The following is a 16045-nucleotide window of genomic DNA, read 5'->3' as shown; positions in this document are numbered from 1 at the left end:
GTTATTATAAATCAGAACGGTATATCTCTTATCCAGAGTAGTGGAGGGAACAGGCCCTATGAAACTCAGCAACCATCACATGTTGTGACAGGTGCTAACCTGATGCAGGGGAAGTAGTCCCTTGAACGATAAGAGTGAAAGGCCATGAACGATGAACCTTTCCTCGCAAAGTGGAAAGGTTTTTTCTTTGTTTTGGTTAGAATAAAAAGTAAACGGATAAAATGTTGCTTTTCACATAATAAGAGAGCCGTTGAAGAAGATCTAATCGAGGAGGAAACGATTATATGACACATCAACGTCGACTATTTACTTCCGAGTCCGTAACGGAAGGGCATCCAGACAAAATCTGTGACCAAATTTCGGATGCCATTTTAGATGAAATTTTAAAAGAAGATCCAAATGCGAGGGTGGCATGTGAGACCACAGTTACGACAGGTTTAGTACTAGTGACAGGTGAAATCTCAACCACGACATATGTGGACATCCCGTCTATTGTAAGAGAAACGATTAAGGGAATTGGTTATACACGTGCCAAATACGGGTTTGATGCCGAAACTTGTGCCGTGCTAACTTCTATTGATGAACAATCAGCAGATATTGCGCAAGGTGTCAACGAAGCATACGAAAAACGCGAAGGCAGTATGACTGATGAAGAAATTGAAGCAATTGGAGCTGGAGACCAGGGGCTCATGTTCGGTTATGCAACAAATGAAACAAAGGAATTAATGCCACTACCGATCTCATTATCACATAAGATTTCAAAACGTCTTAGCGATGTGAGAAAATCGGGCGAACTTGATTACTTACGTCCAGATGGGAAAACTCAGGTTACTGTTGAGTACGATGATGATGGCAGGCCAGAGCGAGTGGATACGATTGTCATATCTACACAACACCATCCGGAAATTGAACTTAAACAAATTAATGATGATTTAATTGAACATGTCATTCGTCCCGTTGTTCCAGAACACTTAATCGACGACGGCACAAAATACTTCATCAACCCTACAGGACGATTCGTCATTGGAGGTCCTCAAGGTGATGCTGGCTTAACTGGACGTAAAATCATCGTTGATACTTACGGCGGATATGCTCGACATGGCGGCGGAGCATTTAGTGGTAAAGATGCAACGAAAGTAGACCGTTCAGCAGCTTATGCGGCACGTTACGTTGCGAAAAACATTGTAGCTGCGGGTCTTGCAGAAGCGTGTGAAGTTCAACTAGCTTATGCTATTGGTGTTGCGCAGCCTGTATCAATCTCAGTGAACACATTTGGAACGGGTAAGGTTAAAGAATCCGTTATGGTCGAAGCCATTCGTGAAACATTTGACCTTCGCCCAGCAGGAATCATTAAGATGTTAGACTTAAGAAGACCAATCTATAAAAAGACAGCAGCTTATGGTCATTTTGGACGAACAGATGAAGATTTTACTTGGGAACATACTGACCGCGTTGAAGATTTAAAAAAATTTATAAATAATTAACGCATATTGTGACAAAACTTACCTTATAAACGTCTATATAATGAATTTAATATGACTTTATAAGGAAGTGTTGTCTGTGTGCGGTTTTATTGGACTAGTAAATAAAGTACCTAGTGAACCGAAGGACGTTTTTAAACAAAAGCTAAAGCGCGCAAATCAATTAATGACTCATCGAGGACCAGATGATGAAGGTTATTATGTTGACTCGTATGTATCATTTGGTTTTAGAAGATTAAGTATCATTGATTTAGAAGGTGGGCACCAACCATTATCCTATGAAGATGAGCGATATTGGATGGTGTTTAATGGTGAGATTTATAACTATGTAGAATTAAGAGAACAATTAATAGAAGAAGGTTACGTGTTTTCAACCGAATCTGATTCAGAAGTGATTTTAGCGTTATTTTCTAAACATCGTGAGGAAGCCTTTAATAAGCTTAGAGGGATGTTTGGAATTTTAATATGGGATAAGCAGGAAGAAGTCCTGTTTGGAGCAAGGGACCCGTTTGGTATTAAACCATTATTTTATTCAACTAAACCAGAAGGGACTTACTTTGCATCTGAGAAAAAATGCTTACTTAGTTTAATGAATGATGACCACGAACTTAATGTGGAAAGTCTTCAGCACTATCTAAGCTTTCAATTTGCGCCTGAACCTTATACGTTAACGAAAGACGTTTATAAAGTTGAGCCTGGTCATTATTTTAAGCTCAATCCAGGTGAGACGCCAGTTTTTCATAAATACTATCAAGTTGATTTTAAACCAGTTAACATGGAAAAACAGAAGCTAATCTCTAATATTCAAGATTCATTAGTAGACTCTGTGAATAAGCATATGCGTAGTGACGTTCCGGTGGGTTCATTCCTATCTGGAGGTATTGATTCGACGATCATGGTCGCACTCGCAAAAGAGGTGAATCCTGGTCTTAAGACGTTCTCTGTTGGTTTTGAACGAAATGGGTATTCAGAGGTTGAGGTAGCTAAAGAATCAGCTGAAGCATTAGGTGTAGAAAATATTTCTTATACGATTACTCCAGATGAATTCGTATCAAGACTACCGAAAATTATTTGGCATGCTGATGATCCACTAGCTGACCCAGCCTGTGTACCTCTTTACTTTGTTAGCCGCGAAGCTAGTAAACACGTAACAGTAGTGTTATCTGGTGAAGGGGCAGATGAATTATTCGGCGGATACAATATATACAGGGAGCCACAGTCTCTTGAAGTGTTTAACTCGATTCCTAAACCAGCTAAAGATCTTCTTGGAAGAGTCGCGAATGTATTACCTGAAGGGGTTAAAGGCAAAAGCTTTTTAATGCGAGGAACAACACCGTTAAACGAGCGATATATTGGTAACGCAAAAATGTTTGAAGAAGCAGAAAAATCTTCATTACTTAAAACTTACAACAGCGCATTTCCATATCAAAAAATTACGGAGCCTTTATATGAACAAGTGGCAGATCAACATCCTGTCACACAAATGCAGTATGTCGATATGCATACTTGGATGCGCGGAGATATCTTACTAAAAGCCGACCGAATGACGATGGCTCATTCATTAGAATTACGCGTGCCATTTTTAGATAAAGAAGTTATGAACGTCGCAAGCCAAATACCAGTTGACTATAAGATTGCGAACGGAACGACGAAATCCATTTTACGTGAAGCGGTTCAAGGAATCGTTCCAGAACACGTCTTAAATCGTAAAAAATTAGGATTTCCAGTACCCATCCGTCATTGGTTAAAACATGAACTCTATGACTGGGCGCGCAATCTAATTATAGATAGCCAGACAGACCATTTGTTAAATAAAACGTACATCCTTAATTTACTGGATCAACACTGCGCTGGAAAATTAGATTACAGCAGAAAAATTTGGACTGTCTTAATGTTTATGCTATGGCACCAAATTTTTGTAGAAGGTGTATACAAACAAGAAGACCTCGTTCAAGATCAAAGCTTTACGCAACAAAGGATGTCATCATAAGGGAAATGAGCATTGAGTAAGAAACAAACTCAATGCTCATTTTTATTTGAGCTATTATTCGGGATGGCTGCAATTAGCCCAATAATATTTAGTAAAAATCCAATAATGATAAAAAAGTTCTGACTAGAAGTACCTTCAACAATAGTTGAGCCGAAAATCATTAAGCTTAAACCAAAAATCATGATTCTAATTGACGTCATACATTCACTCCTTACTCGGGTGATCCTCCTAGAATAATTTAAATTTTATCATATTCTTTTGGAATATTGTGTTAACATTTAGGTAGTGATTAAGGAGTGGTGATATGGAACTCTTATTAAATGAGATTCAGCAATTAAGCCAAAGAGAACCAAAGACAATCGAACAAATGGCACTGAAATTGGCAGAAGAAGCGGGTGAAACAGCGCAAGCCGTACTATCCTATCAAGAAGCAAGTGGTAGCGGATATAAAGGTTTAAACCTGGAGGATGTGAAAGAAGAATGTGTGGATGTATTACTCGTTACGTTGTCGTTGTTCTATCAAATTAGTGATGAGGATGAGTTACAAAAACTACTCAGTCAAAAACTTAGAAAATGGGAAAGTAAAATAAATTAAAATATTATTTTTGGGAAGTGCCTAGTAATGTCTGTTGACTTTAAATCGGATTGTAGTAATTGTTTTGGATTATGTTGTGTAGCATTGCCTTATGGAAAATCTGCTGACTTTCCATTTAACAAAAATGGTGGAGATCCATGCCGTCATTTATGTTCAAATAACTTGTGTGCGATACACGACCAATTGAGGCAGAAGGGCTTTCAAGGTTGTGTTTCTTATGAATGTTTTGGAGCCGGTCAACACGTTTCACAATCACTTTATAATGGCAAAGATTGGCGTGAAGATGCTGAACGTGCAGAAGAAATGTTTACTGTATTTCCTCTTGTTCAACAACTGCATGAGATGCTTTGGTATCTAGAGCAAACTCTTACGTTAGTCGAAACACAATCGATCCAAAGTCGTTTGCAAAAGGTTTATGATGAAACATTTGAACTTACTATAAAAAAACCATATGAGATTATAAAAATAGATATCGTGGCACATAGAAGTAAAGTGAACGATTTGTTAGTAGAGTCAAGTGAAATGTATAGAGCTTACTGGAGTAAAAAAGACAAAAGGAAATTGAAAGATAGATCACATTTATTAGGAGCTAATTTAAAAGGGTTAGATCTACAAGGCGAAGACTTCCGCGGGAAACTAATGATTGCATCAAATTTAAGTCATAGTAACTTGAGAGGATCTGACTTTATTGGTGCCGACCTTAGAGACGCAGATTTATGTGGTGCTGACTTGAGGGATGTTCTCTTTCTTACGCAGTCTCAAATCAATTCAGCGATTGGTGATGGTTCTACTAAATTACCAAGTTATTTAGAGAGACCAGGTCATTGGATTAGATAATTATCCTACTGTTGTTGTGATTACAAGATCTAATGAGATAGGAGGTAATTATGAAAAAGTGGACAATATATCAAATCTTGATGTTATTTTTAATTTTCTTTCAGATGTGGTTTTTAGAATATATAAATGAAATAAGAATTATTCAACATTCACCTAACGGTTGGTCTGCTATAAACTCTGCATTTGTTACTTTTCTTATTATGGCTTTAGTCATAACGTGTTTTTATCTCATTTTTTTGTTTGAGTCTAAAAAAAGAAAAAGTTTACTTAACCATTCGATCTGGGCTAAGATGCCAAAGATATGTGTTACTGTAGGAATTTTATCTGTCATTTTATTTTTAATAGGTGGAACTGTTGGGCCTGTTATGGCTTGGGTAGAACAATGGCGATCACTACTTTATGTATTTTTAATTTATTTTCTGTTTTTGATTTTCCTTTTTATTTTTTCAATAGAACATAAAAGGCATCAATTCACGCAACGAAATGATAAGTCAGTACATATTTCTTATATTTGGACGCTCTTGTTGTTTTTCGCTCTGTTCTTTCTATTTTAAAAAAATTAATGTTTCTAGCGAAGAATTTCACTTAAACCATTGAGGCGAACTCGCATAGTACGTTTATGGGCATAAGTTGAACTAGAAAGGGAGGAGGGATATATATGGATATCCAAAAACAAAAGGTCCAAAAAATTTTCGACAACGTTACAAAGAAAAAGCGAATACATGAATTTGTTCTTCTTGTAGAAAACTCTACTGGAGATGTATCATACAGCTTTGGGTATGGTGGTAAAAATGTAGATACGCCACTCTTAATGGCTAGTATCACAAAGCTCTTCACAACCACTTGTATTTTTATATTGAGAGAGCAGGGGAAGCTTCAACTTGATGATGAAATAGCAAGATATTTAGATGAGGAAACACTAAGGAATCTTCATGTTTATAAAGGTCGAGACTATTCTAATAGAATTACTCTCTCAAACTTATTGTTTCATACAAGTGGTTTGAGAGATGTCATTGAAGAGGGTAGTAAAGAGTCGAAAAAACGTGCAATTTATGAAGATGTGCAGACCAATTTTAATGACACTATATTAAAGACGAAGGATATCAAACCACACTTTGCACCTGGAACGGGTAAAAGGGCTCATTACGCAAATATAAATTTTGAAATCCTCGGAAGAATAGTTGAAATAGTTACTAATTCAACATTGGATGACGTATTTAAAGAATTAATTTTCGATCCTTTAGGACTTGAAAATACTTATCTACCAAAAGGTGAAGATGATTATATCCCATATGTTTACTTTAGAGATACTGCCCTATACCGCCCAAAATTACTAAGAAGCATTCGTGCAAGTGGCGGTGGTGTTTCAACGGCTCGTGAGTTAATGGTGTTTATAAAGGCACACGATCTTTCATGAACTTAAAGTAAATAATAGATTACAGGCTTCCATGCTTCCTATTCATTACAGCGCGGGATATATGAAAATTCCACTAGATGGTCTTGCAACACTTTTTATGGGAAAAGGTGAGTTAATCGGTCATTCTGGATCAACAGGTTCCCTAGCATTTTACTATCCAGAAAAGGATATGTTTTTTATTGGAGATGTCAATCAAATGGAAAACCCCGCAATTCCTGTGCGGCTAGCGATGCGACTTGCTATGTCTATGAAATCATGAAAATAAGTGAAGGTCGCATCTTGAAACATAGATTAATGTATTTTGAACAATTATTAATATACTTTAGGAGAATGTGTATGCCTAGAACTTGGGTACCAGTGGTTATTACATTATGCGTGATTATTGCTTGTTTATTTATATTAACGTCATTGAATGCTTTAACTTTGTGGACGTTTCTATTAGTCGTTTTTGGTGGTCTATACGTGATATCGTTTATTGTGGATCGCTTTCATAAGAAGCATAATCTAAAGCCTGATTATAACAAGAGAGCAAGGAGTAAAACTAATACTAAAGAAATTGACCAAGATAATCATACGGAGCAGATGAAACATATAAATGGACCGCGTGGGATGTTATAGAAACAAAACATTTCGTTGAAAATATTTAAGGCGATTGGGTCAGTTCCCAAACGCCTTCAGATCTCTATGTATTTAATTTCCGCTAAATCATCAATCACATAATCAGCCTTCGATAGTTCATCTTCTCTAGCAAAATCGAACCTGCATCCGATTGACGTTAACCCATTGTCATTCCCAGCTAGAATGTCAGACAACCGGTCACCTACTACGGCACCTTTCGAGATATCATATTTCTGAACAATACTACTTACTAAATCACTTTTGTTCAAAGAATCGATTTGTTCAATACTGAAAACTTCAGACACCCATCGGTTTAATTGGTAATAGTTCGTAATTGCTGCAAGATACTTCGTTAGACCATTACTAGCAATGAAAATTCGAACGTTTTGATCGGTTAATTCTTTAAAAATTTCTTCAACATTAGGATAAAGTGCACCATTACCGTGCTGAATGTTCTCAATCAACCGTTCTAGAAAGTAAGCATCTACTTGATCACGCTCTTGAATAGTGAAATCAGGTAATAACGTTTCCCACACTTTAGGCAATGGAACGCCCATGATGTTACGGTACTGATCAATTGGCGTTTCATTAACCCATTTATTCTGAGACCTTAAGAAGTTAAAAGTATGATCTAATGAAAGCTCTAGAATTTTATCTGTTTGAAATAACGTCCCATCCATGTCAAAAATGACAGCTTTAGTCATGGTGTATCTCCTTGGTCTTGTAGCTTTTTATAGACTTGTCCTTTTTCAATATAAGTTTCTCTAACGCGCTCTAATTCTTGATAATCTTCATCATTTAACTCACGAATGACTTTGGCAGGGCGGCCGAACGCAAGTGTATTAGGCGGAATCTTTTTACCTGGTGGGATAAGGCTTCCTGCACCGATAAAAGCATTTTCGCCAATTTCAGCCCCGTCTAAAATCGTCGTACCCATCCCGATTAACGCATTTTTTCTGATGATTGCTGAATGCAGTAACACTTGGTGTCCCACTGATACGCCATCTTCTAAAATAAGCGGTTGGTTTGGACTTTGGTGTAACATCGACTGATCTTGAATATTGACGTGATCGCCGATGTAAGTAGGCGACACATCTCCGCGAATGACGGTTTTGAACCAAATACTACTATATTTTCCAATCGTCACATCACCAGAAATGACGACATCATCTGAGATATAAGCTGTTTCGTCTATTTTTGGATATTGTCCTTTATAAGGAAGGATCATGGTGTGTGCCTCCTTTAGTTATACCGCTTGTCCTTCAAATATTTGTTCGAGTGCATTTGGTAGTAGATTAAAATTAGGTTTCGCAATAAAATCTTTAGCTCCCAACTTAAAGCATTCCGTTTGACTAAACTTACTTGAAAGTGATGAAAAAACGATAACCTTCGCATTTGGATACAGTTTGACCATTAATGATAATGTTTTAAAACCATCAAGCCGATCCATGGTTAGGTCTAACGTCACCGCATCTGGCTTTAACTTGCGGTAGATGGATAAGGCTTCAATTCCATTCGAAGCTTCTGATACAACTTGATATTTTGACGAATTATGTAAAGTCTTCTTGATGCTTTGTCTGATAAACTTTGAGTCATCCACGATTAAAATTTTATACATATTTAAATCACTCCTTCTATTTTGCAAACACTAGAAGTGATTGCAACCCGGCTACCATAGTAGATTCCGTAGGCCCGTGGCTTTGCGTCCCTTACTTTCATAAGGTTTGCCTTTAAAATATAGTACCATATTCTTAGGATAAAGAACACATTTCGACAAGTTTTGTTCATAAAATTGCTGAAAGTATCAAGTTGTTATTCTTTTAGTGAATTATGCTAATATGTTATTAATGATATTTTTGTGAAAATAGGGGGAGTTGTGATGATTGTAAAACACGCTGATCAACCAAAAGGAGTAATTGTTGCTGTACACGGTGCGTTTGAGCATGCAGGGCGGTATGAATGGCTCTTTGACCGGTTTAATCATTTCGGTTTTCATGTCGTAGCTGGTGATTTACCTGGTCAAGGGACGACCAAAGGTAAACGCGGACATATCAGATCATTTACTGAATATATCGTAACCGTTTTATCTTGGATTGATGAAGCCAAAAAGTATGACTTTCCAGTCTTTTTGTTTGGTCATAGTATGGGCGGGTTGACGGCCATTCGTACGGTTCAGCAGCATCAAACCGATGTAAATGGTATTATCTTATCCTCACCAGCTTTAGGGATGAAGAATGGTTTAGCTAGACCCGTTTATTTTGCATCAAAATTACTCAATGTCGCAACTCCTTCTATTCGTTTTAAAACGGGCGTTAGATCAGATATGGCAACACGTAACGAAGGATATAAAGCCCATGATGTGTCAGATCCATTGTTTTTAAGAAAAGTATCCGTTCGTTGGTATCATGAATTTGAAAGGGCTATTGCGCTCGCATTTAAAAAGATTCATAAATACCCAGACATTCCAACGATTCTACTTCAAGGTGGGGATGATCACTTAGTCGATGTTGAAGCGGTTAAAGAGTGGTTTAACTCAATCGATGTCTCCGATAAATCTATTAAAATCTATGAAGAACTTTACCACGAGATTTTAAACGAACCAGAGAGAGAGTTGGTTTTAAAAGACGTTATCTCATTTATAGATCAACACCTAAATGAAGATTCAGTATAGGAGGATTTACGTTGTCAGTTAATGTCCCGAAAACGTTGCCAAAACTACTTTTCACATGTTACAGACATATCTTTCCCGAAGTTCGAACCAACTTAAACCGTTGGGAGAATTTTGCCGAACGCGTACCAAATGACGAACTGAACAAGCAGGCAAAAGCAAGCATTGATACGAAAACCTTTCACTGTGAAGGCGGGGCGATCTATGCAACTTTGGCTAAGAGTCGGTGGAAAGAAGCGGTCAAGTTTATTGTGGCTTATCAGACCATCAGTGATTATTTAGACAACCTTTGCGACCGCAGTACATCGATGGATCCTGATGACTTCAGACGTTTACATGATTCGATGCTCAATGCCATTTTAAATGAACCTGTAAATGAACATCCGAATTATTACGAACTTAGAGAAGATCAGGATGATGGTGGTTATTTAGCTTCATTAGTTGATACTTGTCAGGAGGTTGTTCAAAAAATCCCGAATTATGAGCGTGTTTACCCAGCTGTCAGACGACTCGCACAGTTGTATATCGATCTTCAAGTTCATAAACACGTCAAGCTCGATGAACGCGTGCCGAGGCTCACAGGTTGGTACGATGAAGAGAATGAGCACGAATTTGTTTTGTGGAATGAGTTTTCTGCTGTGACAGGTTCGACAATTGGCATTTTTTCTATCATTTCATATGCACTAGACGGTTACGATTATAGCGGACAGGTTATGAAGGCTTATTTTCCTTACATGCAAGGGCTACATATTTTACTGGATTACTACATTGATCAGAATGAAGATGAACAGGAAGGCGATTTGAATTTCTGTCATTACTATGAAGACGAACATAAAACGATAGAACGGTTAAAATTTTTTATCGATGGCAGCAGGATGTCGACGAAAAAACTCCCTGACTCTGACTTCCACCAGCTAATTGTGTCAGGGCTAGTCGGCTTATACTTATCGGACCTGAAAGCAGATGAGCTTCATGACGGCGAACGGAATAGGAAAGACCTTCTTCGCCATAGCGGGATGAAAGCTCAGATGATTTTTATGAACGGACGAGCATATCGAAAGTGGAAGAAGAAGAAAGGGTTAGGCGAGTAAAAAAATGTTTCAATGAATGGGGAGTGTGTAAATGAAGCGAGTTGACGTTGCATATACGCTATTATTTGATGAAGAAACGAATAGAGTTTTAATGGTATTAAACAGAAACAAATCCTGGTCCTTGCCAGGCGGGGCTGTTGAAAAGGAAGAAACGTTAACGGATGCAGCCATAAGAGAAGCTAAAGAAGAGACAGGCTATGACGTTGAGGTTCATGAAGTCATTGCTATAAATGAGGCGTTTATGGATGGAAACCATGTTCACTTTTTTACATTTAGAGGGGAAATTATAAAAACTCCAGAGGTCATTCCAAATGAAAAAAATATTCTCAAAGTAGAATGGGTTGATTTAGAGGAAGGCGATCGGTTAATGCCTTATCATCCTGAAGGAATCTCTCGGTTACTTAACTTTTCAGGTGCTAGATACTTACTACAATCATAAGGTAGGATATTTATGAAAACAATTAGTAGCCTTATGTTCATACTGGCGTTGTTCCTGCCAGCGTGCTCAGAGATTACAAATGAAGAATTAGACCCTCATCAATCTAACGTGTTTGATGGTCACATAATAGAGATTAAGGGTTCTAGAGTGCTTGTCGTAGCAGGGTTGACTAAAGATGAGGCAACGTCTATGAATGAAGCATCCTTATTAGAGGTAGAGAACCCACCTGATGCTGTTTGGTTCGAAGTGGACTCGGGCTCTCAGTATGATGTAGGTGATCATATTCGGGTGAGATATGATGGAATGGATGCATCGTATCCTGGTCAAGCCGAAGCGGAAAAAGTACAAATTGTGCAGTGATGACCTACCTATTTTTTATGAATCGCAACCACAAATGGCGCCCGATCACTTCGATTGACCAATTGATAACGAATGATATCCGCTTTTTTAGCAGGGAAGATTTTTAAGTGATTTAGCAATGCATCTTTTTCAGCCTGACCTTCCTCATGCCCAGGATATATCACAATGACAATATACCGCATAGGTTTTAGCATAGAGAAAAGTTGCTCGATTGCTTGGATCGTCGTCTCACTACTAGTCGTGACTGCCTTATCACTGCCAGGTAAAAAGCCTAGGTTAAAAATGCATCCATCAATGGAATCTACATGTCTTTTATGGAGTTCATCGCCAGCTTTTTCATGACCGTTAAAAATTGTCGTTACATTATGTACATCGTGTTCGGCAAAAAGCTTTTCCGACTGCCGGATCGCTTCCTCCTGAACATCAAAAGAGTAAACAAGCCCGCTTTCTCCAACGAGCCCACTTAGGAACACACTATCGTGCCCATTTCCGAGTGTGGCGTCAACAACAATATTGCCTTCTGTAATAGTTTCTTCTAATAAACTGTGCGCATATGGAATGATTTGTTTCATTGATCTCTTCCTTTAATAAAAGTTCATACTTATAATATCATGACACATTGGTTAATAATATAAAATAAAAGTTGACATTTACCAGTTCATTGCATAGAATATGTATTAAATTAAAATAGTCCGACGTTAATGAAGGAGTAGTAAAGAGCTCTGTAAGCTTTTCAGAGAGGTAGCGGTTGGTGCGAGCTATCCTTACAACTTTTGAACTCGCCTTTGAAGTTGACCATCTGAACCGAAGTAAGATGGACCGATTCATCCGCGTTAAGGATTTCAAGTGAGTACTTTTATTGTACTAATTTGGGTGGTACCACGGGTAATACTCTCGTCCCAACTACGGTTGGGGTGGGAGTTTTTTAGTTTAGGTTGTTTTATTCAATTAAAAATGGTAAGCGAAGGCGGCGACTCCGGGTCGGCTAAAAGCGGTCACGTCCTGCGCCTGCGATTACTCGGCGCAAACTTAAGCAAAGAGGTAATGCAAGTAGCATTTGTGACCAACGCCGACACTAGAACGTCCAGTTCGTCGCGGGAACAGCACGAGCTGAAAATCCCCTAAAACGAATGTAGTGAGTTTTAGGAAGTTGAAGCCGTGCCCACGGAAAGCGTCCGCCGTTAGTAAACCTAAAACAGCCTTATATATTCAGAAGTGGAATCTAAAATTTTAGGAGGAGTTTATATGGCGTTCGATCATCAAAGCATTGAACAAAAATGGCAAACCTATTGGGAAAACAATAAAACATTCAAAACCAACGCCGATTCGGATAAACCGAAATTTTATGCGTTAGACATGTTCCCATACCCATCAGGAGCAGGCCTTCACGTCGGTCACCCTGAAGGCTACACAGCAACAGACATTGTATCCCGCATGAAGCGGATGCAAGGATACGAAGTTTTACATCCAATGGGCTGGGATGCGTTCGGCTTACCAGCTGAACAATATGCAATAGATACAGGGAATAGCCCTGCTGAATTTACTGAACAAAACATCGCGACATTCAAACGCCAAATTAAATCACTTGGCTTTTCATACGACTGGGACCGTGAGATTAATACGACGGATCCAAACTACTACAAGTGGACGCAGTGGATTTTCGTCAAAATGTACGAAAAAGGACTCGCTTATATGGATGAAGTCGCCGTTAACTGGTGCCCAGCACTAGGAACAGTTCTAGCAAATGAAGAAGTCATCGATGGTAAAAGTGAACGCGGTGGGCATCCAGTTGTTCGTAAGCCAATGCGTCAGTGGGTGCTAAAAATCACCGAGTATGCGGACCGCCTGCTTGAAGATCTTGAAGAACTTGACTGGCCTGAGAGCCTTAAAGATATGCAGCGCAACTGGATTGGAAAATCAGAAGGCGCTGAAATCACATTCCAAATCGCAGATACAGGCCATACCTTTAAAGCGTTCACGACTCGTCCAGATACGATTTTTGGTGCGACCTATGCTGTGCTGTCACCAGAACATCCACTTGTTCAAGACATTACAACGGATGAGCAGCGTGAAGCGGTCAATCAATATATGAATGACGTTCAAACCAAAAGTGAACTCGAGCGTACCGATCTTGCAAAAGATAAAACAGGCGTGTTCACGGGCGCTTATGCTATAAATCCAGCTAATGGTGAAAAGATGCCAATTTGGATTGCCGACTACGTGCTTATGACTTACGGGACAGGAGCTATTATGGCCGTTCCAGCACATGATGAACGCGACTACGAATTTGCGACGAAGTTTGAACTACCAATTGTCGAAGTCGTATCAGGTGGAAATATCGATGAAGAAGCTTACACAGAAGACGGTACGCTTGTAAACTCAGACTTCTTAAATGGACTTAACAAAAATGAAGCTATTGAAAAAGCAATCGCTTGGTTTGAAGAAAATGGCCACGGTGTTCGCAAAACGACTTATCGTCTACGCGACTGGCTATTTAGCCGCCAGCGTTATTGGGGCGAACCAATTCCAATTGTGCACTGGGAAGATGGAACGATGTCAGCTCTTGACGAAAGCGAGCTACCATTAGAACTACCTGAAACAGATCAAATTAAACCGTCTGGTACAGGTGAATCACCACTTGCGAACATTCCGGAGTGGCTTGAGTACACAGATCCTAAAACAGGTAAAAAGGGCCGCCTTGAAACGAACACAATGCCACAATGGGCAGGAAGCTGTTGGTACTACCTACGTTATATCGACCCAGATAATGATGACATGCTGGCAGACCCAGAAAAACTTAAAAAGTGGCTACCAGTAGACCTTTACATTGGAGGAGCAGAACACGCCGTCCTTCACCTGCTTTATGCACGTTTCTGGCACAAAGTTCTTTATGACCTTGGTGTTGTACCAACTAAAGAGCCTTTCCAAAAACTCTTTAACCAAGGTATGATTCTTGGTGAAGGTAATGAAAAAATGAGTAAATCAAAAGGTAACGTTGTAAACCCTGATGATATCGTAGATTCTCATGGTGCAGACACACTTCGTCTTTATGAAATGTTTATGGGACCACTCGATGCATCTGTAGCGTGGAGTACAAATGGTCTTGACGGGGCACGCCGTTTCCTTGATCGTGTGTGGAGACTATATGTTGAAGATGATAAGCTATCTTCCCGCATCCAAGATGAAGCTAGTAGCGATCTAGAGAAGGTTTATCATGAAACGGTTAAGAAAGTAACCGAAGATTTTGCTAATCTTCATTTCAATACTGGAATTTCACAGATGATGGTCTTTGTAAATGAATGTTATAAAAATGAAATTCTGCCACGCGAATATGCAGAAGGTTTTATCAAGATGCTATCACCAGTAGCACCGCATATGGCTGAAGAGATTTGGTCACTGCTTGGGCATGAAGGTACGATTACTTATGAAGAATGGCCAACATATGATGAATCCAAACTTGTTGAAGACACTGTGGAGATCGTACTTCAAGTCATGGGTAAAGTTCGCGGACGTGCGGAAGTACCTAAAGAAGCTTCTAAAGATGAACTAGAAGAACTAGCTCTTAAAGATGAACGCGTCCAAGAATGGATCGAAGGAAAAACGGTTAGAAAAGTCATCGTTGTTCCTGGAAAATTAGTCAACATTGTAGCCAACTAATAATATAATTAGTAGAAACTATATCAACGTCCTCAGACGACAAACGTTTGGGGCGTTTTTCAATTGTCTAAATTGACATAGATAAAATAACTTATATATGATGGAAATACATAGAGATAGAGAGGAGAATCATGATGAGTGAAGAAATTCGCGAAATCACACCAGAACAATTAGAACAAGACCTTGATTCAGGGAAATATGAAGTCGTAGACGTACGTGAAGACGAAGAAGTAGCAGGAGGAATGATTCCAGGAGCTAAGCATGTTGTTCTTGGTTCGATTCCTGAGCGTTTAGATGAGTTCGATCAAAATAAAGAGTACGTCATGGTATGCCGTTCGGGTCGCAGAAGTTATAATGCCTCTCAATATTTACAAGAAAACGGCTACAACGTTCATAACTTAAAAGGCGGCATGCTAGAGTGGAAAGGCGATGTGATCGCTTAAGTTAGTTGTTTAAATGCCTGCAGTAAGCGACAAGTATGATTCTTATTAAAAAATATAGAAAAAACTATTGACTTATATGCTTGTGCGTAATATTATATATCTTGTCGCTTTTGAAGCGGCGCCTTAAGAAATATTAAATTAGCTATTGACGAAGTAATACATTTCGTATTATGATGTCACTTGTCGCCCTAAAACGACAACACAAATTCGGATAACAAAAATATTGACTTTTAACATCAAAATGTGATATATTAATTGTTGCCGATAGATATGGAAGGTTTTAAATTGAAAATTCATTTAAAAAAGTTATTGACTTTTGTTTACCTTCCATGATATATTTGTTGAGTCGCTTTTTTGAGGCGACCGACATTTGAACCTTGAAAACTAAACAAAATAGCCTGTAGTCAATTCACGTTTTTTACTCGGATTGGCGAGTCAAAAACGATTTA

General features: G+C 38.7%; 19 protein-coding genes, 2 riboswitches and 1 other annotated feature. Of the genes, 14 read left to right on the top strand and 5 right to left on the bottom strand.

From position 1 onward, the window contains the following. The first annotated feature begins 25 nt into the window (after positions 1–25). A riboswitch (SAM riboswitch) is annotated at positions 26–135 on the top strand. 149 nt (positions 136–284) lie between these two features. Further along, positions 285–1484 carry a methionine adenosyltransferase gene (gene metK / locus ACFSW4_RS12520; protein ID WP_377329668.1) on the top strand — a complete coding sequence of 400 codons (1200 nt, stop codon included), beginning with the start codon at positions 285–287 and terminating at the stop codon, positions 1482–1484. 76 nt (positions 1485–1560) lie between these two features. Beyond that, a complete protein-coding gene (gene asnB / locus ACFSW4_RS12515; protein ID WP_377329666.1) occupies positions 1561–3471 on the top strand; it encodes an asparagine synthase (glutamine-hydrolyzing) in 1911 nt (636 codons plus the stop codon). Between the two features lie 29 nt (positions 3472–3500). Here the strand turns inward: asnB and ACFSW4_RS12510 are convergent, their stop codons facing one another. Further along, a complete protein-coding gene (locus ACFSW4_RS12510; RefSeq protein WP_377329664.1) occupies positions 3501–3671 on the bottom strand; it encodes a hypothetical protein in 171 nt (56 codons plus the stop codon). Positions 3672–3775: 104 nt separating this feature from the next. Between ACFSW4_RS12510 and ACFSW4_RS12505 the strand changes: the two genes are divergently transcribed. The 6 genes from ACFSW4_RS12505 (at position 3776) to ACFSW4_RS12480 (ending at position 6938) form a co-directional block, all read left to right on the top strand. Next, positions 3776–4066 carry a MazG-like family protein gene (locus ACFSW4_RS12505; protein ID WP_054754901.1) on the top strand — a complete coding sequence of 97 codons (291 nt, stop codon included), beginning with the start codon at positions 3776–3778 and terminating at the stop codon, positions 4064–4066. 27 nt (positions 4067–4093) lie between these two features. Next, a complete protein-coding gene (locus ACFSW4_RS12500; RefSeq protein ID WP_377329662.1) occupies positions 4094–4903 on the top strand; it encodes a pentapeptide repeat-containing protein in 810 nt (269 codons plus the stop codon). A 50-nt stretch (positions 4904–4953) separates the two neighbouring features. Continuing rightward, entirely contained in the window at positions 4954–5457 is a 504-nt protein-coding gene (locus ACFSW4_RS12495) for a hypothetical protein (protein WP_377329660.1), read from the top strand. A 104-nt stretch (positions 5458–5561) separates the two neighbouring features. Continuing rightward, a complete protein-coding gene (locus tag ACFSW4_RS12490; protein ID WP_377329658.1) occupies positions 5562–6320 on the top strand; it encodes a serine hydrolase domain-containing protein in 759 nt (252 codons plus the stop codon). A gap of 61 nt (positions 6321–6381) precedes the next feature. After that, entirely contained in the window at positions 6382–6579 is a 198-nt protein-coding gene (locus ACFSW4_RS12485; protein ID WP_377329656.1) for a hypothetical protein, read from the top strand. A gap of 77 nt (positions 6580–6656) precedes the next feature. After that, on the top strand, positions 6657–6938 hold the full coding sequence (locus tag ACFSW4_RS12480) for a hypothetical protein (RefSeq protein WP_054754897.1): 282 nt from the start codon (positions 6657–6659) through the stop codon (positions 6936–6938). A gap of 56 nt (positions 6939–6994) precedes the next feature. Here the strand turns inward: ACFSW4_RS12480 and ACFSW4_RS12475 are convergent, their stop codons facing one another. Genes ACFSW4_RS12475 through ACFSW4_RS12465 form a run of 3 tightly spaced genes read right to left on the bottom strand, consistent with a single transcriptional unit; the run spans position 6995 to position 8556 of the window. Further along, positions 6995–7642, bottom strand: a complete 648-nt coding sequence (locus ACFSW4_RS12475) for an HAD hydrolase-like protein (RefSeq protein WP_377329654.1) — start codon at positions 7640–7642, stop codon at positions 6995–6997. Then, positions 7639–8166, bottom strand: a complete 528-nt coding sequence (locus ACFSW4_RS12470) for a gamma carbonic anhydrase (protein ID WP_054754896.1) — start codon at positions 8164–8166, stop codon at positions 7639–7641. The genes ACFSW4_RS12475 and ACFSW4_RS12470 overlap by 4 nt, the downstream gene beginning before the upstream one ends. Before the next feature lie 18 nt (positions 8167–8184). Beyond that, a complete protein-coding gene (locus ACFSW4_RS12465) occupies positions 8185–8556 on the bottom strand; it encodes a response regulator transcription factor (protein WP_377329652.1) in 372 nt (123 codons plus the stop codon). 38 nt (positions 8557–8594) lie between these two features. Next, positions 8595–8677, bottom strand: a riboswitch (cyclic di-GMP riboswitch). A 140-nt stretch (positions 8678–8817) separates the two neighbouring features. Between ACFSW4_RS12465 and ACFSW4_RS12460 the strand changes: the two genes are divergently transcribed. Genes ACFSW4_RS12460 through ACFSW4_RS12445 form a run of 4 tightly spaced genes read left to right on the top strand, consistent with a single transcriptional unit; the run spans position 8818 to position 11496 of the window. Next, complete coding sequence (locus ACFSW4_RS12460) at positions 8818–9609, top strand: alpha/beta hydrolase (protein ID WP_054754894.1); 792 nt, start codon at positions 8818–8820, stop codon at positions 9607–9609. Between the two features lie 11 nt (positions 9610–9620). After that, positions 9621–10697, top strand: coding sequence for a tetraprenyl-beta-curcumene synthase family protein (locus ACFSW4_RS12455; protein ID WP_377329650.1), 1077 nt, complete (start codon positions 9621–9623; stop codon positions 10695–10697). Between the two features lie 31 nt (positions 10698–10728). Further along, positions 10729–11136: an NUDIX hydrolase gene (locus ACFSW4_RS12450; RefSeq protein WP_377329648.1), complete on the top strand. Its 408-nt coding sequence runs from the start codon at positions 10729–10731 to the stop codon at positions 11134–11136. A gap of 12 nt (positions 11137–11148) precedes the next feature. Further along, positions 11149–11496, top strand: coding sequence for a DUF3221 domain-containing protein (locus ACFSW4_RS12445; RefSeq protein ID WP_054754893.1), 348 nt, complete (start codon positions 11149–11151; stop codon positions 11494–11496). Positions 11497–11504: 8 nt separating this feature from the next. Here the strand turns inward: ACFSW4_RS12445 and ACFSW4_RS12440 are convergent, their stop codons facing one another. Continuing rightward, positions 11505–12068: a tRNA (mnm(5)s(2)U34)-methyltransferase gene (locus tag ACFSW4_RS12440; protein WP_054754892.1), complete on the bottom strand. Its 564-nt coding sequence runs from the start codon at positions 12066–12068 to the stop codon at positions 11505–11507. A 117-nt stretch (positions 12069–12185) separates the two neighbouring features. Next, positions 12186–12401, top strand: a binding site (T-box leader). A gap of 340 nt (positions 12402–12741) precedes the next feature. On the opposite strand from ACFSW4_RS12440, the gene leuS reads away from it, so the two are divergent. Together leuS and ACFSW4_RS12430 are read left to right on the top strand one after the other, a co-directional pair. Continuing rightward, entirely contained in the window at positions 12742–15153 is a 2412-nt protein-coding gene (leuS, locus tag ACFSW4_RS12435; RefSeq protein ID WP_377329645.1) for a leucine--tRNA ligase, read from the top strand. Between the two features lie 134 nt (positions 15154–15287). Further along, positions 15288–15596 (top strand): rhodanese-like domain-containing protein, encoded by a 309-nt coding sequence (locus ACFSW4_RS12430; protein WP_054754891.1) that lies wholly within the window; start codon positions 15288–15290, stop codon positions 15594–15596. Positions 15597–16045: the final 449 nt, after the last annotated feature.

This window comes from Piscibacillus salipiscarius (assembly GCF_042685285.1).
Taxonomy (GTDB): domain Bacteria; phylum Bacillota; class Bacilli; order Bacillales; family Alkalibacillaceae; genus Piscibacillus; species Piscibacillus salipiscarius.
This window is presented reverse-complemented; position numbering and strand designations above follow the sequence as displayed.

Excerpts from the sequence above, each read along its gene's own strand:
- ACFSW4_RS12440 (WP_054754892.1), bottom strand. The coding sequence starts at position 12,068 with ATGAAACAAATCATTCCATATGCGCACAGTTTATTAGAAGAAACTATT.
- ACFSW4_RS12505 (WP_054754901.1), top strand. The coding sequence starts at position 3,776 with ATGGAACTCTTATTAAATGAGATTCAGCAATTAAGCCAAAGAGAACCA.
- leuS (WP_377329645.1), top strand. The coding sequence starts at position 12,742 with ATGGCGTTCGATCATCAAAGCATTGAACAAAAATGGCAAACCTATTGG.
- ACFSW4_RS12445 (WP_054754893.1), top strand. The coding sequence starts at position 11,149 with ATGAAAACAATTAGTAGCCTTATGTTCATACTGGCGTTGTTCCTGCCA.
- ACFSW4_RS12465 (WP_377329652.1), bottom strand. The coding sequence starts at position 8,556 with ATGTATAAAATTTTAATCGTGGATGACTCAAAGTTTATCAGACAAAGC.
- ACFSW4_RS12490 (WP_377329658.1), top strand. The coding sequence starts at position 5,562 with ATGGATATCCAAAAACAAAAGGTCCAAAAAATTTTCGACAACGTTACA.
- ACFSW4_RS12510 (WP_377329664.1), bottom strand. The coding sequence starts at position 3,671 with ATGACGTCAATTAGAATCATGATTTTTGGTTTAAGCTTAATGATTTTC.
- ACFSW4_RS12480 (WP_054754897.1), top strand. The coding sequence starts at position 6,657 with ATGCCTAGAACTTGGGTACCAGTGGTTATTACATTATGCGTGATTATT.
- ACFSW4_RS12500 (WP_377329662.1), top strand. The coding sequence starts at position 4,094 with ATGTCTGTTGACTTTAAATCGGATTGTAGTAATTGTTTTGGATTATGT.
- ACFSW4_RS12485 (WP_377329656.1), top strand. The coding sequence starts at position 6,382 with ATGAAAATTCCACTAGATGGTCTTGCAACACTTTTTATGGGAAAAGGT.
- ACFSW4_RS12470 (WP_054754896.1), bottom strand. The coding sequence starts at position 8,166 with ATGATCCTTCCTTATAAAGGACAATATCCAAAAATAGACGAAACAGCT.
- ACFSW4_RS12475 (WP_377329654.1), bottom strand. The coding sequence starts at position 7,642 with ATGACTAAAGCTGTCATTTTTGACATGGATGGGACGTTATTTCAAACA.
- ACFSW4_RS12450 (WP_377329648.1), top strand. The coding sequence starts at position 10,729 with ATGAAGCGAGTTGACGTTGCATATACGCTATTATTTGATGAAGAAACG.
- ACFSW4_RS12495 (WP_377329660.1), top strand. The coding sequence starts at position 4,954 with ATGAAAAAGTGGACAATATATCAAATCTTGATGTTATTTTTAATTTTC.
- metK (WP_377329668.1), top strand. The coding sequence starts at position 285 with ATGACACATCAACGTCGACTATTTACTTCCGAGTCCGTAACGGAAGGG.
- ACFSW4_RS12430 (WP_054754891.1), top strand. The coding sequence starts at position 15,288 with ATGAGTGAAGAAATTCGCGAAATCACACCAGAACAATTAGAACAAGAC.
- ACFSW4_RS12460 (WP_054754894.1), top strand. The coding sequence starts at position 8,818 with ATGATTGTAAAACACGCTGATCAACCAAAAGGAGTAATTGTTGCTGTA.